General features: G+C 36.2%; 20 protein-coding genes. 12 read left to right on the forward strand and 8 right to left on the reverse strand.

Features of this window, described 5'->3' with window-relative positions:
* Positions 1–130 precede the first annotated feature (130 nt).
* The gene (locus JIN86_RS17220; RefSeq protein ID WP_004233482.1) at positions 131–1,387 is read left to right on the forward strand and encodes a GNAT family N-acetyltransferase; all 1,257 of its coding nucleotides are present in this window, start codon (positions 131–133) and stop codon (positions 1,385–1,387) included.
* Between the two features lie 13 nt (positions 1,388–1,400).
* On the opposite strand, the gene psiE is transcribed toward JIN86_RS17220, so the two are convergent.
* The gene (gene psiE, locus JIN86_RS17225) at positions 1,401–1,853 is read right to left on the reverse strand and encodes a phosphate-starvation-inducible protein PsiE (protein ID WP_004233484.1); all 453 of its coding nucleotides are present in this window, start codon (positions 1,851–1,853) and stop codon (positions 1,401–1,403) included.
* A gap of 207 nt (positions 1,854–2,060) precedes the next feature.
* On the opposite strand from psiE, the gene JIN86_RS17230 reads away from it, so the two are divergent.
* On the forward strand, positions 2,061–2,285 hold the full coding sequence (locus JIN86_RS17230; protein WP_004233486.1) for a hypothetical protein: 225 nt from the start codon (positions 2,061–2,063) through the stop codon (positions 2,283–2,285).
* Between the two features lie 51 nt (positions 2,286–2,336).
* Here the strand turns inward: JIN86_RS17230 and JIN86_RS17235 are convergent, their stop codons facing one another.
* Positions 2,337–4,067 (reverse strand): methyl-accepting chemotaxis protein, encoded by a 1,731-nt coding sequence (locus JIN86_RS17235; protein WP_202342463.1) that lies wholly within the window; start codon positions 4,065–4,067, stop codon positions 2,337–2,339.
* 195 nt (positions 4,068–4,262) lie between these two features.
* Positions 4,263–5,246 carry a GMP reductase gene (gene guaC / locus JIN86_RS17240; protein ID WP_004233490.1) on the reverse strand — a complete coding sequence of 328 codons (984 nt, stop codon included), beginning with the start codon at positions 5,244–5,246 and terminating at the stop codon, positions 4,263–4,265.
* A gap of 235 nt (positions 5,247–5,481) precedes the next feature.
* On the opposite strand from guaC, the gene JIN86_RS17245 reads away from it, so the two are divergent.
* Positions 5,482–5,901 (forward strand): VOC family protein, encoded by a 420-nt coding sequence (locus tag JIN86_RS17245; protein ID WP_004233493.1) that lies wholly within the window; start codon positions 5,482–5,484, stop codon positions 5,899–5,901.
* A 61-nt stretch (positions 5,902–5,962) separates the two neighbouring features.
* Here the strand turns inward: JIN86_RS17245 and JIN86_RS17250 are convergent, their stop codons facing one another.
* Together JIN86_RS17250 and JIN86_RS17255 are read right to left on the reverse strand one after the other, a co-directional pair.
* Complete coding sequence (locus tag JIN86_RS17250; protein ID WP_004233496.1) at positions 5,963–7,912, reverse strand: methyl-accepting chemotaxis protein; 1,950 nt, start codon at positions 7,910–7,912, stop codon at positions 5,963–5,965.
* A gap of 279 nt (positions 7,913–8,191) precedes the next feature.
* Complete coding sequence (locus JIN86_RS17255) at positions 8,192–10,141, reverse strand: methyl-accepting chemotaxis protein (protein WP_202342464.1); 1,950 nt, start codon at positions 10,139–10,141, stop codon at positions 8,192–8,194.
* A 225-nt stretch (positions 10,142–10,366) separates the two neighbouring features.
* Here JIN86_RS17255 and JIN86_RS17260 point away from each other — a divergent pair, with 225 nt between their 5' ends.
* Positions 10,367–10,747, forward strand: a complete 381-nt coding sequence (locus JIN86_RS17260; RefSeq protein WP_004233502.1) for a VOC family protein — start codon at positions 10,367–10,369, stop codon at positions 10,745–10,747.
* 86 nt (positions 10,748–10,833) lie between these two features.
* Here JIN86_RS17260 and JIN86_RS17265 read toward each other — a convergent pair whose 3' ends face one another.
* Positions 10,834–11,580: a hypothetical protein gene (locus JIN86_RS17265; protein ID WP_202342465.1), complete on the reverse strand. Its 747-nt coding sequence runs from the start codon at positions 11,578–11,580 to the stop codon at positions 10,834–10,836.
* 282 nt (positions 11,581–11,862) lie between these two features.
* Between JIN86_RS17265 and JIN86_RS17270 the strand changes: the two genes are divergently transcribed.
* From JIN86_RS17270 to JIN86_RS17290, 5 genes are all read left to right on the forward strand, one after another.
* Positions 11,863–13,062 (forward strand): acyl-CoA dehydrogenase family protein, encoded by a 1,200-nt coding sequence (locus JIN86_RS17270; RefSeq protein WP_202342466.1) that lies wholly within the window; start codon positions 11,863–11,865, stop codon positions 13,060–13,062.
* Positions 13,063–13,065: 3 nt separating this feature from the next.
* On the forward strand, positions 13,066–13,929 hold the full coding sequence (locus JIN86_RS17275; RefSeq protein WP_004233511.1) for a transporter substrate-binding domain-containing protein: 864 nt from the start codon (positions 13,066–13,068) through the stop codon (positions 13,927–13,929).
* An 82-nt stretch (positions 13,930–14,011) separates the two neighbouring features.
* Positions 14,012–14,719, forward strand: a complete 708-nt coding sequence (locus JIN86_RS17280; protein WP_004233513.1) for an amino acid ABC transporter permease — start codon at positions 14,012–14,014, stop codon at positions 14,717–14,719.
* Between the two features lie 12 nt (positions 14,720–14,731).
* Positions 14,732–15,433, forward strand: coding sequence for an amino acid ABC transporter permease (locus JIN86_RS17285; protein ID WP_004233514.1), 702 nt, complete (start codon positions 14,732–14,734; stop codon positions 15,431–15,433).
* 13 nt (positions 15,434–15,446) lie between these two features.
* Positions 15,447–16,202 carry an amino acid ABC transporter ATP-binding protein gene (locus JIN86_RS17290; RefSeq protein ID WP_009373959.1) on the forward strand — a complete coding sequence of 252 codons (756 nt, stop codon included), beginning with the start codon at positions 15,447–15,449 and terminating at the stop codon, positions 16,200–16,202.
* 51 nt (positions 16,203–16,253) lie between these two features.
* On the opposite strand, the gene helD is transcribed toward JIN86_RS17290, so the two are convergent.
* A complete protein-coding gene (gene helD / locus JIN86_RS17295) occupies positions 16,254–18,557 on the reverse strand; it encodes an RNA polymerase recycling motor HelD (protein ID WP_202342467.1) in 2,304 nt (767 codons plus the stop codon).
* Positions 18,558–18,995: 438 nt separating this feature from the next.
* Here helD and JIN86_RS17300 point away from each other — a divergent pair, with 438 nt between their 5' ends.
* Positions 18,996–19,952 carry an AAA family ATPase gene (locus JIN86_RS17300; protein ID WP_004233521.1) on the forward strand — a complete coding sequence of 319 codons (957 nt, stop codon included), beginning with the start codon at positions 18,996–18,998 and terminating at the stop codon, positions 19,950–19,952.
* Between the two features lie 24 nt (positions 19,953–19,976).
* Positions 19,977–20,615 (forward strand): RNA ligase family protein, encoded by a 639-nt coding sequence (locus JIN86_RS17305; protein ID WP_202342468.1) that lies wholly within the window; start codon positions 19,977–19,979, stop codon positions 20,613–20,615.
* A 185-nt stretch (positions 20,616–20,800) separates the two neighbouring features.
* On the opposite strand, the gene JIN86_RS17310 is transcribed toward JIN86_RS17305, so the two are convergent.
* Positions 20,801–21,991 (reverse strand): coenzyme F420-0:L-glutamate ligase, encoded by a 1,191-nt coding sequence (locus JIN86_RS17310; RefSeq protein WP_004233524.1) that lies wholly within the window; start codon positions 21,989–21,991, stop codon positions 20,801–20,803.
* A gap of 122 nt (positions 21,992–22,113) precedes the next feature.
* Here JIN86_RS17310 and JIN86_RS17315 point away from each other — a divergent pair, with 122 nt between their 5' ends.
* Positions 22,114–23,031, forward strand: coding sequence for a LysR family transcriptional regulator (locus tag JIN86_RS17315; RefSeq protein ID WP_004233525.1), 918 nt, complete (start codon positions 22,114–22,116; stop codon positions 23,029–23,031).
* Positions 23,032–23,036: the final 5 nt, after the last annotated feature.

Raw genomic sequence — 23,036 nt, forward strand, 5'->3', positions numbered from 1 at the left:
ACATTTTCCTCCTTTAATTATTTTCGGTACTCATTATTTGTTCGTGGTAATATATGTTATTATGGGGTATAAAAATTAATATGAAAAATTTGTGAACAACATGCAACAATTTAAAAATGGAGGGGACATGATGAGGGTTGTAGAGAAATTATTAAAAGAGCAAGATTTTGTAGCCTTTGTGAATATCGTTGTAGGGGCGTATCCAGGGAGATTGAATGGAACACATACAACAAAAGAAGAGCTGAAAAAGCATTTTATGCAAAATCAGAGCAATGATGAATCTCTTCATTATTATGGTCTTTGGGAAAATGACAAACTCATTGGTGGTATGCGACTACATGACTTTCAAATGAATCTGTTCTCTAAAATGCTACCAATTGGTGGGGTAGGACTTGTTGCAGTTGATTTATTACATAAAAAAGAAAAGGCTGCAAAAGAATTAATCCAACATTTCTTTACTATCTTTTTAGAAAAAAATATTCATTTCGTGGCTTTGTATCCATTTAGACCGGATTTTTATAAGAAAATGGGTTTTGGCTATGGATCGAAAATCTATCAATACATGGTAGAGCCCTCTAGCTTCCCTAAAGGACCAACTAAAAAGCACCTTAAATATTTGACAGTTGAAGATCAACAACAGCTAGTAGATTGCTACAACAGGGTAGTAGCAAAAAAACATGGGATGTTGCTTAAAACACAATCGGAACTATCCTTTATTTTTAATAATCAAGATAACTATGTGATTGCAATGGAACAGGAAGGTACAGTACAGGGCTATATTGCCTTTTCTTTTAATAAGCAAAGCGAGAGTAATTTTATGCTAAATAATTTGGTGATTAAAGAGTGGATCTATGAAACTCCGGAAGCTTTGCTAGAGCTTAGTACATTTTTAAACAGTCAAGCAGATCAAGTAAACCGAATCGAATGGAATACACAAGAAGAAAATGTTCATTTCTTTTTAGAGGATGTAAGAAATGGCACAAATCATTTAATTCCAAGTGTCTACCACGCAAGTTCCGTGTCAGGAGTTGGTCTAATGTACCGTATAATTAATGTGAAGGGCTTTTTTGATGAGCTAATAACACGCAATTTTAACGGTGTTACTTTGACATTTAAAATGAATGTTATGGATTCGTTACTGGCAAAAAACAATCAGCAACTTATAGTTGAGGCTGTTAACGGTACAATTAAAATGATAGAAAGTGATAGCTATGATGTTGAAGTAACGATAGATGTAGCTGAGCTTTCATCACTAGTAATGGGCGTAGTAACGGTCCAAGAGCTATTTATGCTTAGTCGAATACAGATTAGCGATAATCAGTATTTACAGGCTTTACAGCAATTCTTCTATGTGTATGAAAAGCCCACATGTATATCGGCATTTTAGAATGGGCGTGTTTTTAATCTTTTTTGATGAGAATGGAAGAACGTGTTGGCCTTTCAAGTGGCGTTATATTAATAATAAAGTAGCTTATGATTAGTATGAGGATAATTAATGAATAAATTAACGTATTTAGAGGATGATCATGCTCCACAATAATTAATCGAATCATCGCTGTGATACCTATATAGATAAAATATCGAAGTGGAAAATGGTAATCCTCCTTAAAATATTTAATTATCATTGTGATGAATTCGAAATATAAAAAGAAAATAAGTATATTGGCAAGGAATAGTTTATAATCGCCATCTTCTTTAGCAAATAGTAATATTTTAAGAAACTCAATTAGCTCCTTAAATAACAAAAAACAGAGAATCAGTGCTAATAGTACAAGGCAAACATTGAGAAATAGCTGTAGAGATTTTGGCACAGCTTTAATGAGCTGTAAATAAGTTGTATTTTTTTGATTCATCCAATTCCTCCAATCGCGTTTTGTAAATACATCATCATATGGTTGAGTAGTAGTGTATTATGATATAAATATAACAATTTGTCGTAAATCTTTTCTTTGTTTTTTGTAAAGATTTGGTATATTTTTACGAAAGAAAGTTTTCAAAATAATTTAGTGGTATGCTAAAATAGATGTGCATGAATATAAAATATAAAAGGGGTTTTTAAAATGGCAAAAGCTGCAAAAACTGATGCGAAAATTACACCAGAACGTTTAGAAGAAGCGTTAAATGTTCGTGATCGACTTATTATCGAGCTACTGGTACAAGTACTTGATGAAAAGCTAGTAATTGAGCGTCCTGTATTACGTGAACGTCTAGGAAACCTTGTAGATCTTGCTGATCACGATGCAGAGCTTAAGGAAACAATCCACGCAGTAATTAACAAACTATAATGTAAAGAGGAATGCTACGGATATGCGTAGCATTCTTTTTTATAGTATTTATCATGTAAAGCGTTCTACCAAGTCGTACATACGCTCTGCCTCTGTATGAAGCTCCATAGAGGAGTGCATGATAGATGTCACTGCTGACTTTTGTTCGTCAATAGAAGCGTTAATTTGTTCGGTAGCTGCGGCAGATTGTGTAGCTACACTTGCTATTTCATTGATGGCGTTCATCACGACTATTCGATTTTCTGCCATGTCATTCATTCCTTTGTCTAAAGAAACAAGGTGCTTTGTAATGTCATGAATGGAGTCTGTTAGGAAAGTAAAGGCTCCCATTACTTCCGTAATCGACAATGCCTGATTTTGTGACAGTTGGAGCGTGTGTATCATTTTTGAATCTGAATTAGCGGTATCGACCTCAATACGCTGTAATAGGTTTCTAACCCGATTAGTGGCTTCATTCGTATCCTCGGATAAATGACGGACTTCCTCAGCTACGACAGCAAATCCTTTGCCATGTTCACCTGCACGGGCTGCTTCAATACTTGCATTTAGTGCTAATAGATTTGTTTGTTCAGAAATGGATGTAATTGTTTGTACGACTTGATGAATTTCTTTCATTTGGCTCGTCAAACTTGAGAAAGTTGTTCTTAATTCCTCAATCACTTGCGTAAACTCACTTGAATTTTGAAGTAATACATCGACTTTTTGTCTACCGTTTTCTTGAGATTGATTAATGATATTCATATTTTCTGTAATCTCACTATATTTATCTGTAGCATTTGAGATAAGTGAGGATAGTGTTTCTACTTTACTAATGGCCATTTCTGCTTCCTCAGCTTGTACTACAGCTCCCTTAGATATATCATTGATGGCTTGATGAATTTCATCAGCAGAAGCAGTCGTCTCCTCAGTAATTGCACTCAGCATTTCTGAAGAAACGCGCATTTGGGACGCACTATCCTTTGTATTGTTGACCATTTCGTGTAAGCTATGTTTCATATTATTCACGTTACTAGCTAGTATACCTAGTTCATCTTCTGTAGTAACAGGTATGTCATCACCAGTTAGCTTGCCTTTAGCAATATCAGATGTAATGACCATAATTTTTCGTATATAGGTTGTCATTCGTCCAGAGAAGAACCAGAAGAGTGATACACCAATAATCGTTGCAAGGATGGTCATGCCTAGTGTGTAGTATAAAACATTATTCGTACCTGCATTAAAGTCCATTTCGTATGTACCAGCTGCTATAATCCAGCCCCAATGCTTGTCCTTTTCTACATAAGTAATCTTAGGTGCAACGATATCAGGATTTGAGGGAAGGGCCCAATCATAACGTACATATCCTCCTCCAGCATTTGCTGCTTCAATCATTTCTCGTACAAAATAGCGCCCATCCTCTGTTTGTAAATCTGAAATATTTTGTCCTTCTAGAGATGGATGAGTTTCAACGATACCACTATCTTGGAAAGCGTAGAAATAAAAATTATCTCCATATTTAACCGGATTATCAATAGATCTTTTGTTATCTTCAATTTTATTACCAACGATCTGTGTTCTAGCACTTTCCTGAGCTTCTTCTAACGTTAATTTCCCATTTTGAACTTGAGTATCTAACTGGGCAATTAGTTCAAGTATGCCAAGTGTGCCATTTTTAAGACTATCTCGACCTACCTGATCGAGTTCTCCTTTCACCACCATATAATTGACTGTTCCAACTAGTCCTGTTGATAGTAGAATAACTATAATAGCAAGGCTAACAAGTTTATTACGTACTGATTTCATAAGATACAACCCCCGTTCCTTCATTCCTTCAATATAGTTCTATTATAATATATAATTTTTTAATAAAATAGAAAATTCTGAAAATAAATACCGTATTTTAAGTGAAATATGTCCCCAAAAAAATCCCCCCAACCAAGAGAAAAACAGCTCTTAATTGGGGGGATGTTGAAGCTTAATATAGCGGGTTTACATCAATTAGTACACTTTGTCTCCATTAAAAATAGAGTTCTTCACGATTACATAATCAACATTGCGAATAGCCTCTAGCTTTGTGCCACCAGCATATGAAATAGATGACTGTAAATCTTGTTGCATCTCGATTAATGTATCTTTGATGCTACCTTTATGTTCAACGTACATTTTCTTACCTTCGACGTTTTTACGTTCGCCTTTTTGGAATTCAGAAGCAGAACCGAAGTATTCCTTCACTGTTCTACCTTCGATTTCAATTGTTTCACCAGGTGACTCTTCATGACCAGCGAATAATGAACCGATCATTACCATTGAAGCACCAAAACGTACAGATTTAGCGATATCTCCATGTGTGCGAATGCCACCATCAGCAATAATTGGTTTTGTAGCAGCCTTTGCACACCAACGTAGTGCAGCTAGTTGCCAGCCGCCAGTACCAAAACCTGTTTTGATTTTAGTAATACATACTTTACCTGGTCCAATCCCAACTTTTGTTGCATCTGCACCAGCATTTTCAAGCTCACGCACCGCTTCAGGTGTCCCTACATTACCTGCAATGACAAAGCTTTTTGGTAAATGCTTTTTAATATGCTGAATCATACGAATAACAGCATTTGAATGACCATGTGCAATATCAATTGTAATAAAATCAGGTACCAAATTAGCAGCTGCTAATTCTTCGATAAATGTATATTCCTCTTCTTTTACACCAACGCTAATAGAAGCAATTAAGCCATTTCCTTGCATTTCTAGAATAAAGTTTCGACGAGTTTCTGGTTGGAAACGGTGCATGATGTAAAAGTAACCGTTTTCAGCAAGTTTCTTAGCAAGATTTTCATCGATAATTGTTTGCATATTTGCAGGTACTACTGGAAGCTTAAAAGTGTGACCACCTAAAGTAACAGAAGTATCACATTCTGAACGACTTTCTACAATACATTTTGCGGGAATTAGTTGAATATCCTCATAGTCAAATACGTTATCCATTATATACACTCCTAAAATACGAATATTTTTTAAGATTTAATTTAAATTGTTCGCCATTTGGTAATTTACATGATTTTTGAGTAAATGTCAAAGCTTTTGTGAAAATAAATAAAAAATTTAAAAAGAAAGGAGCAAACTTACTTTGAAGATGAAATATTCTAGTTATAATTTGTGTTAAGTTTTGTAATCCATGTACAATAGAATTGTTTCAATAAATGACAAAGGAGTGTTGAAAATGGCAGTAGAGGTTTATTTGAATTTTAATGGAAATTGTCGAGAGGCAGTTGCGTTTTACGAAGACGTTTTTAATACGGACAAGGCTGAAATTATGACGTTTGGAGAGACACCACAAAATCCAGACTATCCATTACCAGAAGAAGCAAAAGATCTTGTCATGCATACACGACTTATTGTATTCGGTAGCAGAATTATGTTCTCAGATACATTTCCAGGCATGCCATTTTCCACAGGGAATAATGTCACATTAGCTGTTGTCTCCGATGATGAAGAGCAAATGCGTCAAGCATTTGATAAGCTTAAAGAAGGTGGTAACGTGAGAATGGAGCTTCAAGAAACATTTTGGAGCAAATGTTACGGCTCACTTACAGACAAATTTGGCGTTGAATGGCAATTTAGCCATGAGGTAAAAGAATAATTAAATAACAAGATAAAAGCACGATGATAGGGCTAAACCAAATATCATCGTGCTTTCTTATTTAGTAATTAAAACGATCTACATAGCCTTGTAATTCATCAGCCATATCAAGCAATGTTTTAGCAGAAGAGGCGATTTCCTGCATGGAAGATAATGTTTGTTCCGTTGAAGCGGCAACCTCTTCAGATGCAGCTGCGTTTAGTTTTGCATGATCTGACAGTTCAATAGCTGTTGCGGATACCTCTTCTACAACGGCAGACATTTCTTGTGCTGAAGCTGATATATCCTCCATTTTAGGAGCAATTTCTCGAAGACTTCCAACGATACTTGTAAATTTCTTTTTCGTATCCTCGGATAGCTGTAAACCTTCTTGAACGTCTGCAGAAGCTTTCGTCATCGTTTGTACAGATTTAGCTGTATCTTGTTGTATGCCTGTAATCAGGGTAGAAATTTGCTCTGCTGATTGATGAGATTGCTCCGCTAATTTACGTACTTCATCTGCTACAACTGCAAAGCCTTTACCGTGTTCACCTGCTCGTGCGGCTTCAATAGCGGCATTAAGAGCAAGAAGGTTTGTTTGGTCTGAAATAGCGCTAATAATTTCTATAATGGAGCCAATTTCTTTTGTACGATCAAATAGGGATTTAATCATCGTATCGGATTGAGCCACAGAATCATGAATGGATACCATTTGATTAACAGTGTGCTCAACAGATTGACTACCTTCTTCCGCTAATTGGATGGCCTGGCTGGATAGGTCTGACACTTGTAGGGCACTATCTGCTACCTCTACAACACCCTTTGCAATCTCCTCAATAGAAACAGCATTTTGATCGATTCCTGTTGTTTGCTTTTCCGTACTAATCGCTACCTGTTGCATAGCCACTGTCACTTGCTCAGATGCGGCGATATTTTGCTCAGCATTTGCTGAAAGACCTTGTGCCGAGGTTTGAACGTGTTGAGAGCTTTGATCAACATTGCGGATCAGTCTTTTTAAGCTAACTTTCATTGATACAAATGCCTCAGCAAGCTGTCCTATTTCATCTTTCGTATGAATGTCAATATACTCTGTCAAATCACCTTCACTAATTTTCAGAGCACTTTGCTGTAGTTGTTTAATCGGATTAACAATAGATTTAATCATTGAGAGCATAAAGATAATACCAACAATAATAGAAATACCAATAATGAGTAATGTAATAGTAAAGGTTGAGGTAGCAGCGTTAGTAGCCTCTGCAATGAACATTGTACCGATTATCTTCCAACCTGTGATTTCATTTGTTTCAAAGCGTAAATGACGATCACCTTCAGTAATCATACCTTCCGGTTTTTCGTAAACTTTTGAAACATATTCTTCTGTTGCCTCTGTGCCACTTTCCTTATCCTTTTGAGCAATATATAACTTATTATTATCTAGCAGAGAGGCAAAGCCCGTTTCTCCAATACGTGTTTGATCTGTCAGTGCACTTAGAAGAGAGATATTTAAATCTAAGGCAATTACGCCAGAATCATCAGGAAGAGCTTGCATAACTGTCACAACGATGTTATTTGTTGATTTTGAGATGTATGGAGAAGTGATGGATACATGTCCTTTATTATCAATGGCTTCTATATACCAAGGACGTTTCCGAGGATCATAATCACTTGCATAGTCATGGACAGGTTCATCAATGATTCGCCCATCAGCAGTCCCTATATATACTAGTTCCACTTCAGGGTGTGTATTTACATATTCCTGAAAAAGACCTTTTAATTCAGTTTTTTTATCATCTTGTAAATAAGACTGATTTATTTTCTTGGCAAAATATTCGATATCATGAACTCTAGGAGCAATTGTATTGGTAATATTACTATTAAGCATACGCACACTTTCCTTGGCGCTTGCTTGCTGCTCTTTTAGTATTTGATTTTTGGTACTTTTAAAGGAGGTATACCCGATTAAAAGTGCGGGAATGAGAAGTATGACTAAAAATGCAAAGATGAGTTTCTTTCTTAAACTAATTCGTTTCATATAGTATTCCTCCTTAAACGACATTATTGAAGTGTAATACAATTAACTACGTGATTGGTTTTATTACACTAGTAGTCTCCTAAGTCGTTCAAATGTTTAATCTGATTCTAAGAGGAAAATGAATAATAATCAACACAATTTTCTGAAAAATCTGGAAAATAAAGTTATGTAACGCTATTATTTGTAGAAAAATATCTTATTTTGTAATTTCCTATCTTTTTGGAATAGAAAAAATCTGAGTTCAATACTTTCTTGAACTCAGATCTAGCAGTTAAATAATTAATATTTAAAACGATTGACATAACCCTGCAATTCATCCGCCATATCAAGTAGGGTTTTGGCAGACGAAGCCATATCTTGCATAGAAGATAAAGTTTGTTCCGTGGAAGCGGCAACTTCTTCCGTAGCAGCAGCATTTAATTTTGCGTGATCGGAAAGTTCAATAGCGGTCGCTGACACTTCTTCTACAACAGCAGACATTTCTTGAGCAGATGCTGAAATATCCTCCATTTTCGGCGCGATGTTCCGAAGACTTTCAATAATGCTCTCGAATTTTCTACTTGTTTCTTCTGTCAATTGTAAGCCTTCTTGAACATCTGTCGACGCTTTGACCATTGTCTCTACAGATTTTGCCGTATCCTGCTGAATAGTAGTAATGAGCGCAGAAATTTGCTCTGCTGACTGATGTGATTGCTCTGCTAATTTGCGTACTTCATCCGCCACTACTGCGAAGCCTTTGCCATGTTCTCCTGCTCTAGCTGCTTCTATAGCAGCATTTAGTGCTAGTAAATTTGTTTGATCTGAAATAGCACTAATCATTTCTAAAATGGAGCCGATCTCTTTCGTGCGATCATAGAGTGCTTTAATCATTGTATCTGATTGTGTTACAGAATTATGGATAGAATTCATTTGATGTACAGTTTGTTTGACAGATTGTCCACCTTCTTCTGCCAATTGGATAGCATGGCTAGAGAGGTCAGAAACCTGCATGGAACTGTCTGCCACTTCAACAACGCCTTTAGCAATTTCTTCAACTGAAATGGCATTCTGATCAATACCTGTTGTTTGTTTTTCTGTATTACTTGCCATTTGGTGCATGGCATCAGCCACTTGCTCTGAGGCAGCGATGTTTTGTTCCGCATTAGCAGATAAATTTTGAGCGGCTGTTTGGACATGTTGTGAGCTTTGATCAACATTACGAATTAATTTTTTTAAGCTTACCTTCATAGAGATAAAGGCTTCGCCAAGCTGACCAATTTCATCTTTAGAATGGATTTCAATAAACTCCGTTAAATTACCGTCACTAATTTTTAATGCGCTTTGCTTCAATTGATTAATTGGGTTAACAATAGACTTTATCATGAAGAGCATGAAAATAACGCCAACGAGAATGGAAACAATAATGATAATTAAATTTATATTCAATGTGGATGCCGCAGCTTTTGCAGCTTCCGCAGTAAACATTGTGCCAATTACCTTCCAACCTGTTAACTCATTCGTAACAAATTGTAAGTGACGGTCTTTTTCAATGATAGTACCGCTTTCCTGCTCATAAATTTTTGTCATGTAGCTTTCCGTTGCCTCTGTACCACTTTCTTTATCTGGCTGAGCAATGTAAATTTTATTGTTATCTAAAAGAGAAGCGAAGCCCGTTTCTCCAATACGTATATTATTCGTAATGTCACTTAATGTAGAAATATTTAGATCTAATCCTAATACGCCAGAACCATCTGGTAATGCCTGAGTAATTGTAATGACAATGTCACCTGTAGATTGTGTAACATATGGTGCAGTAATTGAGGTCTTTCCATTATTAGCTAAAGCCTGCTTATACCAAGGTCTTGTCCGAGGATCGAAGCCATCAGGATACTCTTGAACAGGCTGATCAAATAGTTTGCCTTCAGCAGTCCCAATATATATCAAATCTACTTCAGGGTGCATGTTGACATACTCACTTAATAATGACTTGAGTTCTAAAATGCTATCATCTTGAAAGTAGGTTTCCCTAAATTTTTGTGAAAAATATTGTACATCTTTCAATTTGGGTTCAATCATGTTTGTAATATTGGAATTTAGAATGCGTACACTTTCAGTCGCACTTGCGCGTTGTTCCTCTGAAATTTGTTGTTCAGCACTTTGGTAAGATACTATTCCAATCAATAGTGTTGGGATGAGAAGCATGGCTAAAAACGAAAAAATAAGCTTTTTTCTTAAACTTAGTTGTTTCAATTGTATTATCCTCACATAATGTTTTATTCTATACTTTTCCCTTAAAGGTAAATAATACTCATTCTATCAGAAATAAAAGAAAAGTTAAGTACTTTGAATTAATTATTTCCTAGTAATATATATCATTATCAATTGTTCGAAATTTCCCTAAATTGATGGCGTTAGAAGCTATATAAAGCCGCTTTTTGATGTATACTAATGCTCAAAAGAGGAGGGAATGAAGTCATGATTCATCAAATTGGACAAGTAATGTTATATGTTAATGATCAAGATGCAATTGTAAAGTTTTGGACAGAAAAAGTGGGGTTTGTCGTCATTTCTGAACAGGAAGAGGCAGGCATGCGCTGGATTGAAATTGCACCAACTAAGGAAGCTCAAACATCCTTTGTGCTTCACAACAAAGAAATTATTGCTAAAATGCAACCTGATCTAAATTTAGGAACACCTTCTATTATGTTTTACGCTGATAAAATTGAAGAGATGTACCAAGATTTTCAGGCAAAGGGCGTTAAAGTAGGAGATCTAGTCATCATGCCAATGGGTAGGGTTTTTAACTTTGCTGACCCTGAAAATAATTACTTTGCCTTGGTTGAAAAGAAAAAGTAAATAACGGAATCTGCTTGTTTTTTGTTAGAGTTAAGTAAAAATGAGCAGATTCCTGTTTTAGCTTATTTAATAGCTAGATTTGTCGTCTATGATAAATCCTCACCAAAAATACCAACCGTTTGTCGATCTATTGTAAATTCATGACCACTCCATTTTAAAATATTTTCTACATAGCCTAATCCATCAGCATGATATCTACCTGCAATTTCTTGATATCCTAAAATTTCATACGTTCCATCTCGGTCGTAATCAACAGGATATAGTCCTCCAAAAGGATCTACCCAGCCTTCAATCGGTTGCTTCAAGGTGCCATCTGGATTATAAATTTCAGCTAAGTAGTCAGCTCCTTTATACTGTAAATCAATTGTGTATTTAATAGCAGGATTAAAACTCTGAACAACAGCCTTATAATGATCTACATAATTGACCTTATATTTAAGTTTATTATTAAAAGACTCTGCATTAAAGATGGAACGAACTTGATTGTTGATGGAGGAAAAAATCTCACCATTAACAATTCCACCGCTACCTCCTGTATCAGACACAACAAGAATATCCTCAATATGATTACCAGTAAAATCGCCCAAAAAAATAGTCGGATTATAGCCCATATTCTGTTTCAATGGAATTTGCTCCATTTGTCGTGTTTGACCATAAAAAATAGACAGTGTTAGATTTCTCCATAAAGGACTATCAGGCTGTTTAGTGCCCATTAAAAAAATGGTTTCAAAAAAACCATCCCCGTTAATATCTCCAAACTTAGTTTGAATAACTTGTGGAGCCGAATGGGTTATGATACCACCGTTTAGTGGTGAATTTAAATTATTGGTCATATATGCACCTCTTTCATTAGTCTTAGCATATGTTGTAAGAAAAGCTTGGTGCATAAATCAAAGGTAAAAATTGAAACTTTGTAATACATATTAAACTTACAAAAAAACTTGAATTTCACCCATTGACATTTTCTAATGCGAAAAGTATTATAAGTGTCAACGAATCAGAAAATTCAGTACCAAATAGTATCTCACTACATTCATGTAGCAAGAGATTTTTTTTGACTATTAATCCTTAGTAAATTTATACGATTTATATATATTGGGAAGAAGGAGATTCATTTGAAGAATTTATTTGTAAAAACAGAGCGACAACGATATTGGCTAGATCAGCTAGCTGCTTTAGCTGAGCCAATCAAGGCAGAGGCTGTTGAGGTAGATGAGCAATCTCGTTTTCCGTTCGAAGCACATCGATTACTTTTACAAATTGGCTATGCTCAACTTACTTTACCGAAACAATATGGCGGAGAAGGGTTATCTGTCTATGATATGGTCCTCATACAAGAGACGCTAGCAAGCTATGACGAAAATGCCTCTCTTTCCCTTGGGTGGACATTAGGTGTTGTCGGTGAAATTTATGAAACTAAACTATGGACTGATGATCTATTAATAACTTTTGCTGAAGAAATAAAAAGAGGGGCCATGATTAATAGAGCTGTTAGTGAGGCGGCAACAGGTAGCCCAACGCGAGGAGGGCGGCCAGGGACAAATGCCATTTCTACTAAAGGTGGCTGGCTAATAAATGGGCGCAAGATTTTTACGACTGCATCTCCGGTGCTCGATTATTTCCTTACCTCCGCTTGGATTGAAGAAAAGCAGCAAGTTGGCTTCTTCCTCATTCATAAGGATGCAGCAGGTCTATCCATTGAGGAGAATTGGGAGATGTCTGCAATGCGAGGCACAAGCAGCCACGACCTTGTGTTAAAGGATGTGCTTGTTGCAACAGAGCATTTAGTAGAGTTACCAAGTCATCCGAGTGGTGGCAAAATAAATGGCTGGATACTCCATATCCCAGCAACTTACTTAGGCATTGCACAAGCAGCCCGTGATTATGCTATTCATTTTGCTAATCACCATCAACCGAATAGCCTGAATGCGCCAATTAGTACGTTGCCAAACGTACAACAGCTTTTAGGAGATATTGAATTAAAGCTCCATCAAGCACGTTTTGTCTTATACGGAGTGGCTGAGGCTTACGATGATCCTGCTAGACGTGGACTAATAACAAATGAAATGGCCATTGCTAAACATACAGTAACAAACATGGCAATAGATATAGTCGATAAAGCGATGCGTGTAGTGGGGGCGAAAAGCTTGCAACTATCCAATCCATTACAACGTTATTACCGCAATGTTCGTGCAGGGCTTCATAATCCACCGATGGATGATATGACGATTATTAAATTAGCGACTGCCGCTATTGAACAGCAGAAAATATGTGAAAATCTATCATTAAATCACATGAAAAATAAGGAGAAATGACATATGAAGAAGAATAAGATTTTTCAATTTGCAGCAATTGGTTTAGCTTCTATCGCATTATTAGCAGGTTGTAATTCAGGAGAGTCTGCAGATAAAGATGCGGGTGATGGCGAAAAGGTACGTACAGTAAAAGTAGCCTACGATCAAGCGTCAAAGCCTATTAGTTACATTGACGATAATGGAAATCCAACTGGTTATGATGTAGAAGTAATGAAATTAGTAGATGAATTGTTACCTGATTATCAATTTGAGTATGTAGGTACAACAAGTGATGATTTATTAATTGGTGTGGAGCAAGGGAAATATCAAGTAGGGGTTAAAAACGCATTCTTTACTCAGGAACGTACAGAGAAATTTATTTTCCCGAAGGAATTCTTAGGTTTAAGTAGCGCAGGTTTAGTTTTGCGTAAAGAAGATGAAGGCGTGAAAACATTAGCAGATTTTGCGAAAAAGGGCTATTCTTTAGCACCTATTGCTGCAAATAATGCTCAATATACAATTATCGATGAATATAATACGGCAAATCCAGATAATAAAGTAAAACTTGAGGCTGGTGACGCATTTACTGTTGATGTAGTGCAGTGGGTAAATGAAGGTCGTGTTGATGGTGGTGTCATGATTGAAGGACCATTTAAACAACAAGTACTTGCAGAAGATGGCCCATATTATAACCTAAAAGATGACGTTGTCTATAACGAATTTGCTGTTATAAAAACATGGCCACTGTTCAATAAAAAAGAGCAGGAATTTGCTGACGCTTATGATAAAGCAATAGCTCAGGTTAAAGAACAAAAGAAAACAAATGAATTAAGTACAAAATTCTATGGCCGTGATTTATTTGAAGTACTGGAAAACGTAAATCGTTAGTTTAAATCGGAACGAATAGTAAGGCTGTTGAGTCAGTAATGCTCAGCAGTCTTTATTCATAAAAACAAAAGTTGGTGAGGAAATGGATAAATATTTTGACGCAACCTACATTTGGAACGCAATCCCAGTGTTATTGCCATTTTTAAAAATTACGTTCTTAGTTGCAGGGTCCTCCATTATCTTAGGTACCCTATTCGGCTTATTGCTGGCGGCAGCTAAGCTATCTTCAGTCAAGTGGCTAACTAAATTCGCCAATCTGTATACAACGATTATGCGTTGTACACCCTCCATTGTTTTGTTATTTCTTGTTTATTATGGCGTCCCAGCATTAGCAGAAAATGTTGGTCTTAATCTCCATTCAATTGAAACGGCCATATTTGTTGTCGTAACGTTCACCTTACAATTCGCGGCAATCATGTCAGAGGTGATACGGTCTGCCTACTTAGCCATTCCAAAAGGGCAGTTTGAAGCAGCCGTTAGTGTAGGGCTAACACCATTCCAAGCCTATCGTCGAATTATTTTTCCACAGGCACTGGTTGTTGCTTTACCAAACTTTGGAAATGGTATGATTGCTTTATTACAAGAGGGTGCACTCGCTTATACTATTGGTCTAATTGATATTGTAGGTAAGGCAAATCTAATTATAGCAAGTAACATCAATGCTCATGCCTTAGAAATTTATATTGCATTGGCTATTATTTATTGGGTGTTATCAATTATTATAGAAAAAATATTTACTATATTAGAAAAGGTATTTGGTAAGGGTAAGAAGACCCTAGAAACAACTTAAGGAGGCGTGAAGGTGAATTATCAATTTTTACTAGAAACATTTTTCGTAGCTTTGTCTGGTGTTCCTATCGCGCTCCTAGTGACAGTTGTTGCTTTGGTGATAGCTTTGCCACTGGGGTTTTTGTTAGCACTAACTAGGATCAATAAAATTCCAGTTATCCATCACCTAGCGAAGATTTATGTTTCTTTTGTTCGAGGAACGCCGATTATAATACAAATTTTCATTATCTATAGCAGTATACCGTTAATGTTAAAAATTATTTTTGAAAAATATCATATTGCGTATGATATTTATAAAATCAATCCAATTTGGTATGCGTTTATTGTATTTGCATTCAGTTCAACAGCCATTTTAATTGAGGTCTTTCGATCGGCGTTAAGTACCATTGAAAAGGGGCAACTAGAGGCTGCACACTCAGTAGGTTTGTCAACATTCCAAGCATATACTCGAATCATCATTCCACAGGCATTAGTAGTGGCATTGCCGAATATTTGCACAGCTACTGTTAATCTCATTAAAGCTACATCGCTAGGCTACGCAATGTCGCTTCCGGAAATTACACTGAAGGCAAAAGTAGCGGCAAACGTTGGCTACAATTATGTAGAGGCCTATTTGGATATCTTTATTGTGTACTTAATTTTATGTAGTACGGTTGAATACCTGTTTAAGCGCTATGAGAAATATTTAAGCAAATACAAAATGGCAAATGTCTAAGGGGTGAATTAGCATGTTAGAAATTAAAAATATTCATAAATCATTTGGTGGCAATGAAATTTTAAAGGGTGTTGATTTAGCTATTGATAAAGGGGACGTTGTTGTTATTTTAGGTCCCAGTGGTTCAGGAAAAACAACATTATTGCGTTGTATCAATTTTTTAGAGAAGGCTGATCAAGGCCGTGCGACATTTGGAGATATTCAGGTTGATTTTCAACATGTAAAGAAAAAAGACGTGCATGCAATTCGCCAACGTGTCGCATTTGTCTTTCAAAACTATAATCTATTCACTAATAAAACGGCATTAGAGAATGTAACGGAAGGGTTAATCATTGGACGTAAAATTCCTAAAGCACAGGCTGTGGAAATTGGTAAAAAGGCACTTGATAAAGTAGGTTTATCAGACAAATATGATGCCTATCCGAGTCAGTTGTCAGGAGGTCAACAGCAACGTGTTGGTATTGCACGAGCTGTTGCTTTGAATCCTGATATTATTTTATTTGATGAACCAACGTCCGCACTTGACCCTGAATTGGTAGGTGAGGTTCTACAGGTCATGAAAAATATTGCAGCGGAGGGTACAACAATGCTTGTAGTAACACACGAAATGGGCTTTGCCAAAGATGTTGCCAATCGCGTAATTTTCATGGATGGAGGAGTGGTTGTAGAGGAAGGTAGCCCTCATGATATTTTCGTCAGCCCAAAAGAGGAGCGAACGAAGAAATTTTTAAAACGTGTCATTCCAGAAGACTATACGTTCTATATATAAAACAGCAATCGAACAGGAAAATCTGTTATTTACAGATTCTCCTGTTACCTATTATTGAAGGAAATGCGTTAATTTATTAATGGAATAAATGTGCAGTTCATGCATAGCTCTCGTACACGCCGTATAGAAATAGTACCGTTCACTTTCTCTTGTGTAATTAGCGGCAGAGGCATTATAGATGATGACCGCATCAAATTCGATGCCTTTCGCCATATAAGCTGGAAGTAATAAAATACCCTTTTTAAACTGCTTTGTATGATGATTGATCAATTGAATATCTACTCGATTGTTTAATTGCTTGTATACAGCAGAGCACTCGGCTGCGGTTTTACAGATGACAGCAATTGTTTCGAATTCAACAGATAAATGGTTGATGTTTTGAATAATTTGATCCATTAATTCCACTTCATTTGGCACAATAGTAATCGATGGTTCGGGGCCAGTTCGATTAAAAGCTTCTACTTCACTACCGTCATTTAAAATTTTGGAAGTGAGTTGTATGATTTGCTTTGTCGAACGATAGCTTTTGGTTAATATCATTTTTTCTGCCTGCTCACCATATAATTGAGTGTCGAGTAGAGAAGGATTATTAAAGGTATGTGGATGAATCGTTTGATGGCCATCACCTAAAATGGTCATACGTGCTTTTGGGAATAACTGCTGTAATACAGTAAGTTGGAATGGTGAATAATCCTGTGCTTCATCAATTAATACATGACGGATCATCCTATTGGTCTGTTGTCCTTCAATTTTGTCCTGTAAATATAAAAATGGTGCGGCATCCTCATAGGCAATCAAACGCTTTGCTAAATTAGGGAGTGTTTGTAGACAAATGTCTTCCCAATTGTCTGGCATAAGGTGATGTAAAACCTTGTTAATAGAACTATTCAAATCAAAGAGCTGTCGATATGTACCCAACATATGGACAAACTTTAACTGGTGAACGGAGTTACGTAATGGTTTAAAGTGTTTTTTGACAATTTGTCTCGCTAATTTATAGCGTTCTTGATCAAAATCATCAAATGAGTTTTCAGTATAACGCCCCTCATATAAAAGTTCACTATATGATTTGGAGTAGTCTTCTTTATCTAATAGCTCAGTAGCTTCTTCTACCCACTCCTTTGTACGCTCAGCCTTTTCCAATTTCGTTAGCCGTTGCAATAACCATTCTTTTACTAATTGTAGACGATCTGGTATCGACATAGTAGAAGGGAAAGAATAGAAGTATTCGGAAATTTCCTGCGCAGTAATAATACGATCACCGCGAAAAACGATATTTTTAAATAACAAGCCTTTATCAGCTAAATAACGAACATACTGATCCAGCAAATGTTTATAAGTGAGGCTGGCTTTAAATGAAATGATGCTTAATTTTGTTTGATACTGAGCATCATCTTTTTCTGTTAACAGATCTTCAAGTTGCTCATAAGGATATTCCAATTGAAACTGTTTACCTAATCGTTTTTCAGCATATTCTATAAACGTTAACTGCTGCATATTATCTTCACCTAAATCAGGTAAGACAGAATGAACATATTGATTAAAAAGTTGATTAGGTGTAATTAGCAATATTTGATCGGCTGTCATTTCATCACGATAACGGTAAAGAAGATAAGCTACCCGCTGTAAGGCTACAGCTGTTTTGCCACTACCTGCAACACCTTCAACAATAAGATAGCGTGAATTTACATGGCGAATAATTTTATTTTGCTCTGCTTGGATTGTCGCAACAATACTACGAATATGCTCATTTGCATTTTGGGCAAGGATATCGAGCAATAGGTCATCACCAATTGTAAGGCCTGTATTAAACATGGATTGTAGTTGACCATTTTTAATGATAAATTGCCGTTTTAACAGCATTTCTCCATGAATTTCTTCACCTAATGTTTCGTAGGATGCATCACCAGGTGTGTAATCATAATACATACTCGATATAGGCGCTCGCCAATCAAAAATGACGATATTTTCATCCTGTTTATCCAATAATGTGGCTACACCGATATAAATTTTTAAAGGGTCTTGTTGACCATCTTGTACAAAGTCAATACGAGCAAAATAGGGTGACTGTTGTAAACGTTCATATAACTTTACATTACGAATTGCACGTTCCTGTGCAAGCTCTGAGTCAGATAAAAGCTCTGCCTGCTGCTTAATTGCAAAAAAGGTTTCGTCTACATCCTCAGCGGTATCTAGATTGACTCTCACATCGTTCCAAAAGGATTTCTTTAAGGCAACAGCATTTTCTTTAAATCCTTTTTCTTTATGCTCTAACTCTTTTATTTTATGAACAATAATGTTTAAAGAATCCTCAAGGTGATGCTTTTCTTCCAGCCATTCTTTTTGATTTTCCAACGTTTACTCACATTCCTCTCCATAGTTATTTGCTTCCTTTGACAGTAACCCTCACCTCAATAGATGGTGAGAAGAAGGTAATTGTGATGCTTTTTTAACTGTTTGTCCAACCACCAATTTGAATATAGTGAAAGTATCCAAATGCAGGTGTTATGGGGGGATTGAAGCAGGAAATTTATCATACATCTACTTCGGAAAGAAGTATAGTCTAGAAATTATTGTAAATTTATGATACAATAAATGTGTAAGGTAATAAGATATTGATATACAGAGACTGCTCTACAAAAAGGTGGAGCCGTCTTTTTTATATGTAATATTGCTTCATATTATGACTGATTATCATAAATTGTTATTAAAAATAAGTGGATGAAATGCTATCGAGACACTAAAGAATGTGGCATGCCATACGATATAGAAACTTGAAGGGAGGTGAAAAGAATGAAGGTAATCTTTACAGTGGGGTTGCCGGGTAGTGGAAAAAGTACATTTGTGAAACAGTTAGCTAAAAATGAAAATGCAATTGTCCTATCAAGCGACGCTATACGTCAGGAGTTATTTGGAGATTCAACGAAGCAAAAATCACGTATAGTCTTTCGTACGTTATATGAACGTCTTAATGATTTAGTGACAAAAGGGTTTTCTGTCATTGTGGATGCTACCAATATTGAACGAGAGCGCAGGATGTTTGCACTTCGTAAAATACCAAGTACAGTGCAAAAGGTATGTTATTACTTTGATACACCTTATTCAATCTGTGTAGCCAGAAACCAGCAAAGGAAAAGGCATGTACCATTAATCGTGATGGAAAAAATGAGAAAGCATTTAGAATTCCCAACACTAGGAGAAGGGTTTAATGAATTGCATATTATTCATGAATCAAGTCCCTATGATCTTTCTCGACAACAGTTTATTTCACTCATACAAGGCCACCCCACCTATGAAGAGCTTTTTCAAACACTTCAAGCAGTCCCACTTTTCAAAGAAATTTATCAATTCGATCAAGAAAATCCATTCCATCAATTTTTGCTATGTCAGCATACGTATTTTGTGTACGCGTATATCAATGAGTACTACTTAGAGAGCGATAAACTAGCTCTACAAATAGCTGCATTGTTTCATGATGTCGGTAAACCATTTTGTAAAAAATATAAACCTTTGCAACAGCGTTATGGTTATTTTGGACATGAAAATGTATCTGCTCAACTGGTTTGTCATTTTCTGTTAGAGTTGGGCTTTGAAAAGGAACTTGTATTAAAGGTTGTTCATTTAGTGCAATATCATATGTTAATCCAGTATGGGGGAGATAGAGGGGGAAGCCAAATTTATCATTTATTAGACGGTGATTTATTAACAAGGCTTTATTTTTTCCGTGAGGCAGATCAATTTGCCAAATAGACATTAGGAAAGGGAGGTGAAAATATGACGAAATTCATGAAATACCCAAGAAGTTTTCATTTACCGTGGAGCAGAGGCTACACCGATGATGATAAAGTTGCTAGAAATGTGAATCATTTTATTGGAAAAGAGGTTGTTGTCACTGAAAAGTTAGATGGAGAAGGGACAACACTTTACAGAGACTATCTGCATGCTAGAAGTATTCATTCAGCCAACCATCCTACAAGACATTGGGTAAAAACATTTCACGCGAATTTTGCGTATCGGATTCCAAAGGACTGGCGCTTATGTGGTGAAAATGTTTATGCCAAGCATTCTATTTATTACCAAGGATTAACAAGCTATTTCTACTTGTTTAGCATTTGGAATGAAGAAAATATTTGTTTGAGCTGGGATGAAACCGTTGCCTTTGCAGCAGAGTTAGGTATAGAAACAGTGCCTGTTTTATACCGAGGAATTTTTGACGAAGAACAGATAAAACGTACATTCACTGGAAAATCATTCTTTGAAGGGGAACAAGAGGGGTATGTCATTAGAAATACTAGCCCATTCCATTACGAAGATTTCCGCTATAATTTAGGGAAATTTGTGAGACCGCAACATGTTCAAACAAGTGAGCATTGGCTACGAGAAGAAATTATTCCAAATAAATTAAAATCCTAACCAATTAAGAAGAGAAGGGACTGAGCACAATGTAATACTATAGCAAGCATTCAACAATCATCTATTACGAGGTAGGTGCATGGAGTGCATATCCCTTTCCAATGGGACTACGGGTTCGATTCCTGTTATCCTCGCCATAAAAAAATGAACTCTCTTCAAGAGGACGAGAGTTCATTTTTGTTTGTTTATTTAGTGTAATTATCGAAGTAGCCTTGAATGTAAATCATTGGTGTTCCTTTGTCACCCGAACCAGATGTAAGGTCAGATAAGGAACCGATAAGGTCTGTTAATCGACGAGGCGTTGTTCCTTGTGCAGCCATTTGACCTGTTAAATCTTCATCTTTATTTTGAATGTATTCAGAAATAGCAGCCTTTAGTTCTTCACCTCGAAGGTCTGCAAAATCATTGTCCGCTAAATATTTCAATTTAACCTCGTTCGGTGTTCCATGTAATCCAGCGGTAAATGCAGGGGATACAACAGGATCTGCAAGCTCCCAAATTTTACCCACAGGATCTTTGAATGCGCCGTCACCATAAATCATAACTTCTACTGTTTTTCCTGTAGCTTCTTTAATTTTTGCTTGGATTCCATCAACAATTGGTTGGCAAGTATGTGGGAATAATTTAACACTATCCTCTGTTGCTTTGTTCGAGCCAAGTAGACCATACTCAGCATTGAAACCAGAGCCATTAATTGATTCAGCTAAAATATTATCAAGGCTGTAAACCTTTTCAGCACCGTTCGCTGTTAGAATACGTTTTGTGCGGAAGCGTGAATGAATATCACACGTTAAGATACTCTTTGTGTAATTTAAAATTGTTTTTGGATTATTTGAGAAGATGACCTCACACGTAGCCCCTTCTGCTTCAATTAACTCTTTATAGTATTCAATATAATCTACACCAGTAAATGTGTGTTTTTTATAGCCAAAATGCTCGCGGAATTCAACCTCATTGAGTGTATCCGTCCATGGGTTAATGCCTTTTACATCGAGCTCATCAATATCTACAAGGTGATTACCCACTTCATCAGATGGGTAGCTTAGCATTAATACTACCTTTTTTACACCTTTAGCGATGCCTCTTAAACAATTGGCGAAGCGGTTACGACTTAAGATGGGGAAAATAACCCCTACCGTATCATCACCAAACTTAGCCGCTACATCTATGGCAATATCATCAATCGTAGCATAGTTTCCTTGTGCACGTGCCACGACAGATTCAGTTACTGTCACAATATCACGATCCTCGATTGCATATCCTTCAATATGTGCCGCATTTAACACTGTATCTACAACAATTTGTTCAATATTATCGCCTTCATTAATAATAGGACCACGAAGACCTCTTACAACTGTACCGATTACACGTTCCAATTTAATCTCTCCTCATTCTATCTAGCATAAAGTGATATAAAATCCATATGATTTTACTATAAGGCTCGTTAATGATATAAGTAAAATTAATAGTTCGTATAATAGCTATAAGAGGTGCTTATGTGATAGGGAAATTAGATTTATATCGTGTTTTTAGTGTTGTAGCAAAAAATAATAGCTTTTCTAGTGCAGCAAAAGATTTATATATGACACAGCCAGCTGTTAGTCAGGCAATGATGCAATTAGAAAATGAGCTTGGCACACGTCTTTTTAATCGAACCCCTAAAGGTGTGACATTAACAACAGAAGGTAGCCTGCTTTTTGAATATACTAATTCTGCCTTAGGACTTTTAGATGCTGGTGAAGAAAAGTTACTTGAATTCAAAAATTTAACAACAGGGCAATTAAAAATAGGGGTAGGAGATACGATCTCACGTTTCTTTTTAATGCCTTATTTAGAAGCATTCCATACAATGTATCCGAATATTAAATTGCAAATGCTAAATGGAACAACCTCTGAAATTTGTAATTTTATTAAATCAGGTGAAGTAGATATAGGGTTTTGTAATTTTCCAATAGAAGATTCAACATTACAGTTAACGGTATGTACAGATATTCAGGATATTTTTGTCTGTGGGGAAAAATATAAAACACTTTCATCTAAAAGTTTAAGCTATGAGGATCTTTTAAAATTTCCACTTATCTTTCTAGAGAAAAAATCGAATTCAAGGAAGTATGTGGAAGATTATCTTTTTACAAGAGGCGTTCACATAGAGCCAGAGTTTGAGCTAGGCTCACATGATTTGGTACTCGAGTTTGCGCGTAGTAACCTTGGCATTGCATGTGTAACAAAGGAATTTTCAAAGGACTATCTTCAACGAGGTCTTCTTTATGAATTAACTTTAATGGAAAGTATTCCTACGAGAAGCATTGGTATGTGTTATTTGAAGTCAGTACCCCTTTCTAGAGCAGCAATGAAATTTGTTGAAATTATTGAAAGTAAACATTTTAATACGAGAAGAACCATAAAAAGAGCTTAGCGACG

It is taken from the genome of Lysinibacillus sp. HST-98 (assembly GCF_016757845.1).
In the GTDB taxonomy this organism is placed as follows: Bacteria; Bacillota; Bacilli; order Bacillales_A; family Planococcaceae; genus Lysinibacillus; species Lysinibacillus capsici.

What these genes read in the sequence shown, in the direction of transcription:
- JIN86_RS17275 (WP_004233511.1), top strand. Translation starts at nt 13,066, where the DNA reads ATGAAGAAGAATAAGATTTTTCAATTTGCAGCAATTGGTTTAGCTTCT.
- JIN86_RS17265 (WP_202342465.1), bottom strand. Translation starts at nt 11,580, where the DNA reads ATGACCAATAATTTAAATTCACCACTAAACGGTGGTATCATAACCCAT.
- psiE (WP_004233484.1), bottom strand. Translation starts at nt 1,853, where the DNA reads ATGAATCAAAAAAATACAACTTATTTACAGCTCATTAAAGCTGTGCCA.
- JIN86_RS17250 (WP_004233496.1), bottom strand. Translation starts at nt 7,912, where the DNA reads ATGAAACGAATTAGTTTAAGAAAGAAACTCATCTTTGCATTTTTAGTC.
- JIN86_RS17245 (WP_004233493.1), top strand. Translation starts at nt 5,482, where the DNA reads ATGGCAGTAGAGGTTTATTTGAATTTTAATGGAAATTGTCGAGAGGCA.
- JIN86_RS17290 (WP_009373959.1), top strand. Translation starts at nt 15,447, where the DNA reads ATGTTAGAAATTAAAAATATTCATAAATCATTTGGTGGCAATGAAATT.
- JIN86_RS17305 (WP_202342468.1), top strand. Translation starts at nt 19,977, where the DNA reads ATGACGAAATTCATGAAATACCCAAGAAGTTTTCATTTACCGTGGAGC.
- JIN86_RS17235 (WP_202342463.1), bottom strand. Translation starts at nt 4,067, where the DNA reads ATGAAATCAGTACGTAATAAACTTGTTAGCCTTGCTATTATAGTTATT.
- JIN86_RS17230 (WP_004233486.1), top strand. Translation starts at nt 2,061, where the DNA reads ATGGCAAAAGCTGCAAAAACTGATGCGAAAATTACACCAGAACGTTTA.
- JIN86_RS17220 (WP_004233482.1), top strand. Translation starts at nt 131, where the DNA reads ATGAGGGTTGTAGAGAAATTATTAAAAGAGCAAGATTTTGTAGCCTTT.
- JIN86_RS17280 (WP_004233513.1), top strand. Translation starts at nt 14,012, where the DNA reads ATGGATAAATATTTTGACGCAACCTACATTTGGAACGCAATCCCAGTG.
- JIN86_RS17300 (WP_004233521.1), top strand. Translation starts at nt 18,996, where the DNA reads ATGAAGGTAATCTTTACAGTGGGGTTGCCGGGTAGTGGAAAAAGTACA.
- JIN86_RS17260 (WP_004233502.1), top strand. Translation starts at nt 10,367, where the DNA reads ATGATTCATCAAATTGGACAAGTAATGTTATATGTTAATGATCAAGAT.
- guaC (WP_004233490.1), bottom strand. Translation starts at nt 5,246, where the DNA reads ATGGATAACGTATTTGACTATGAGGATATTCAACTAATTCCCGCAAAA.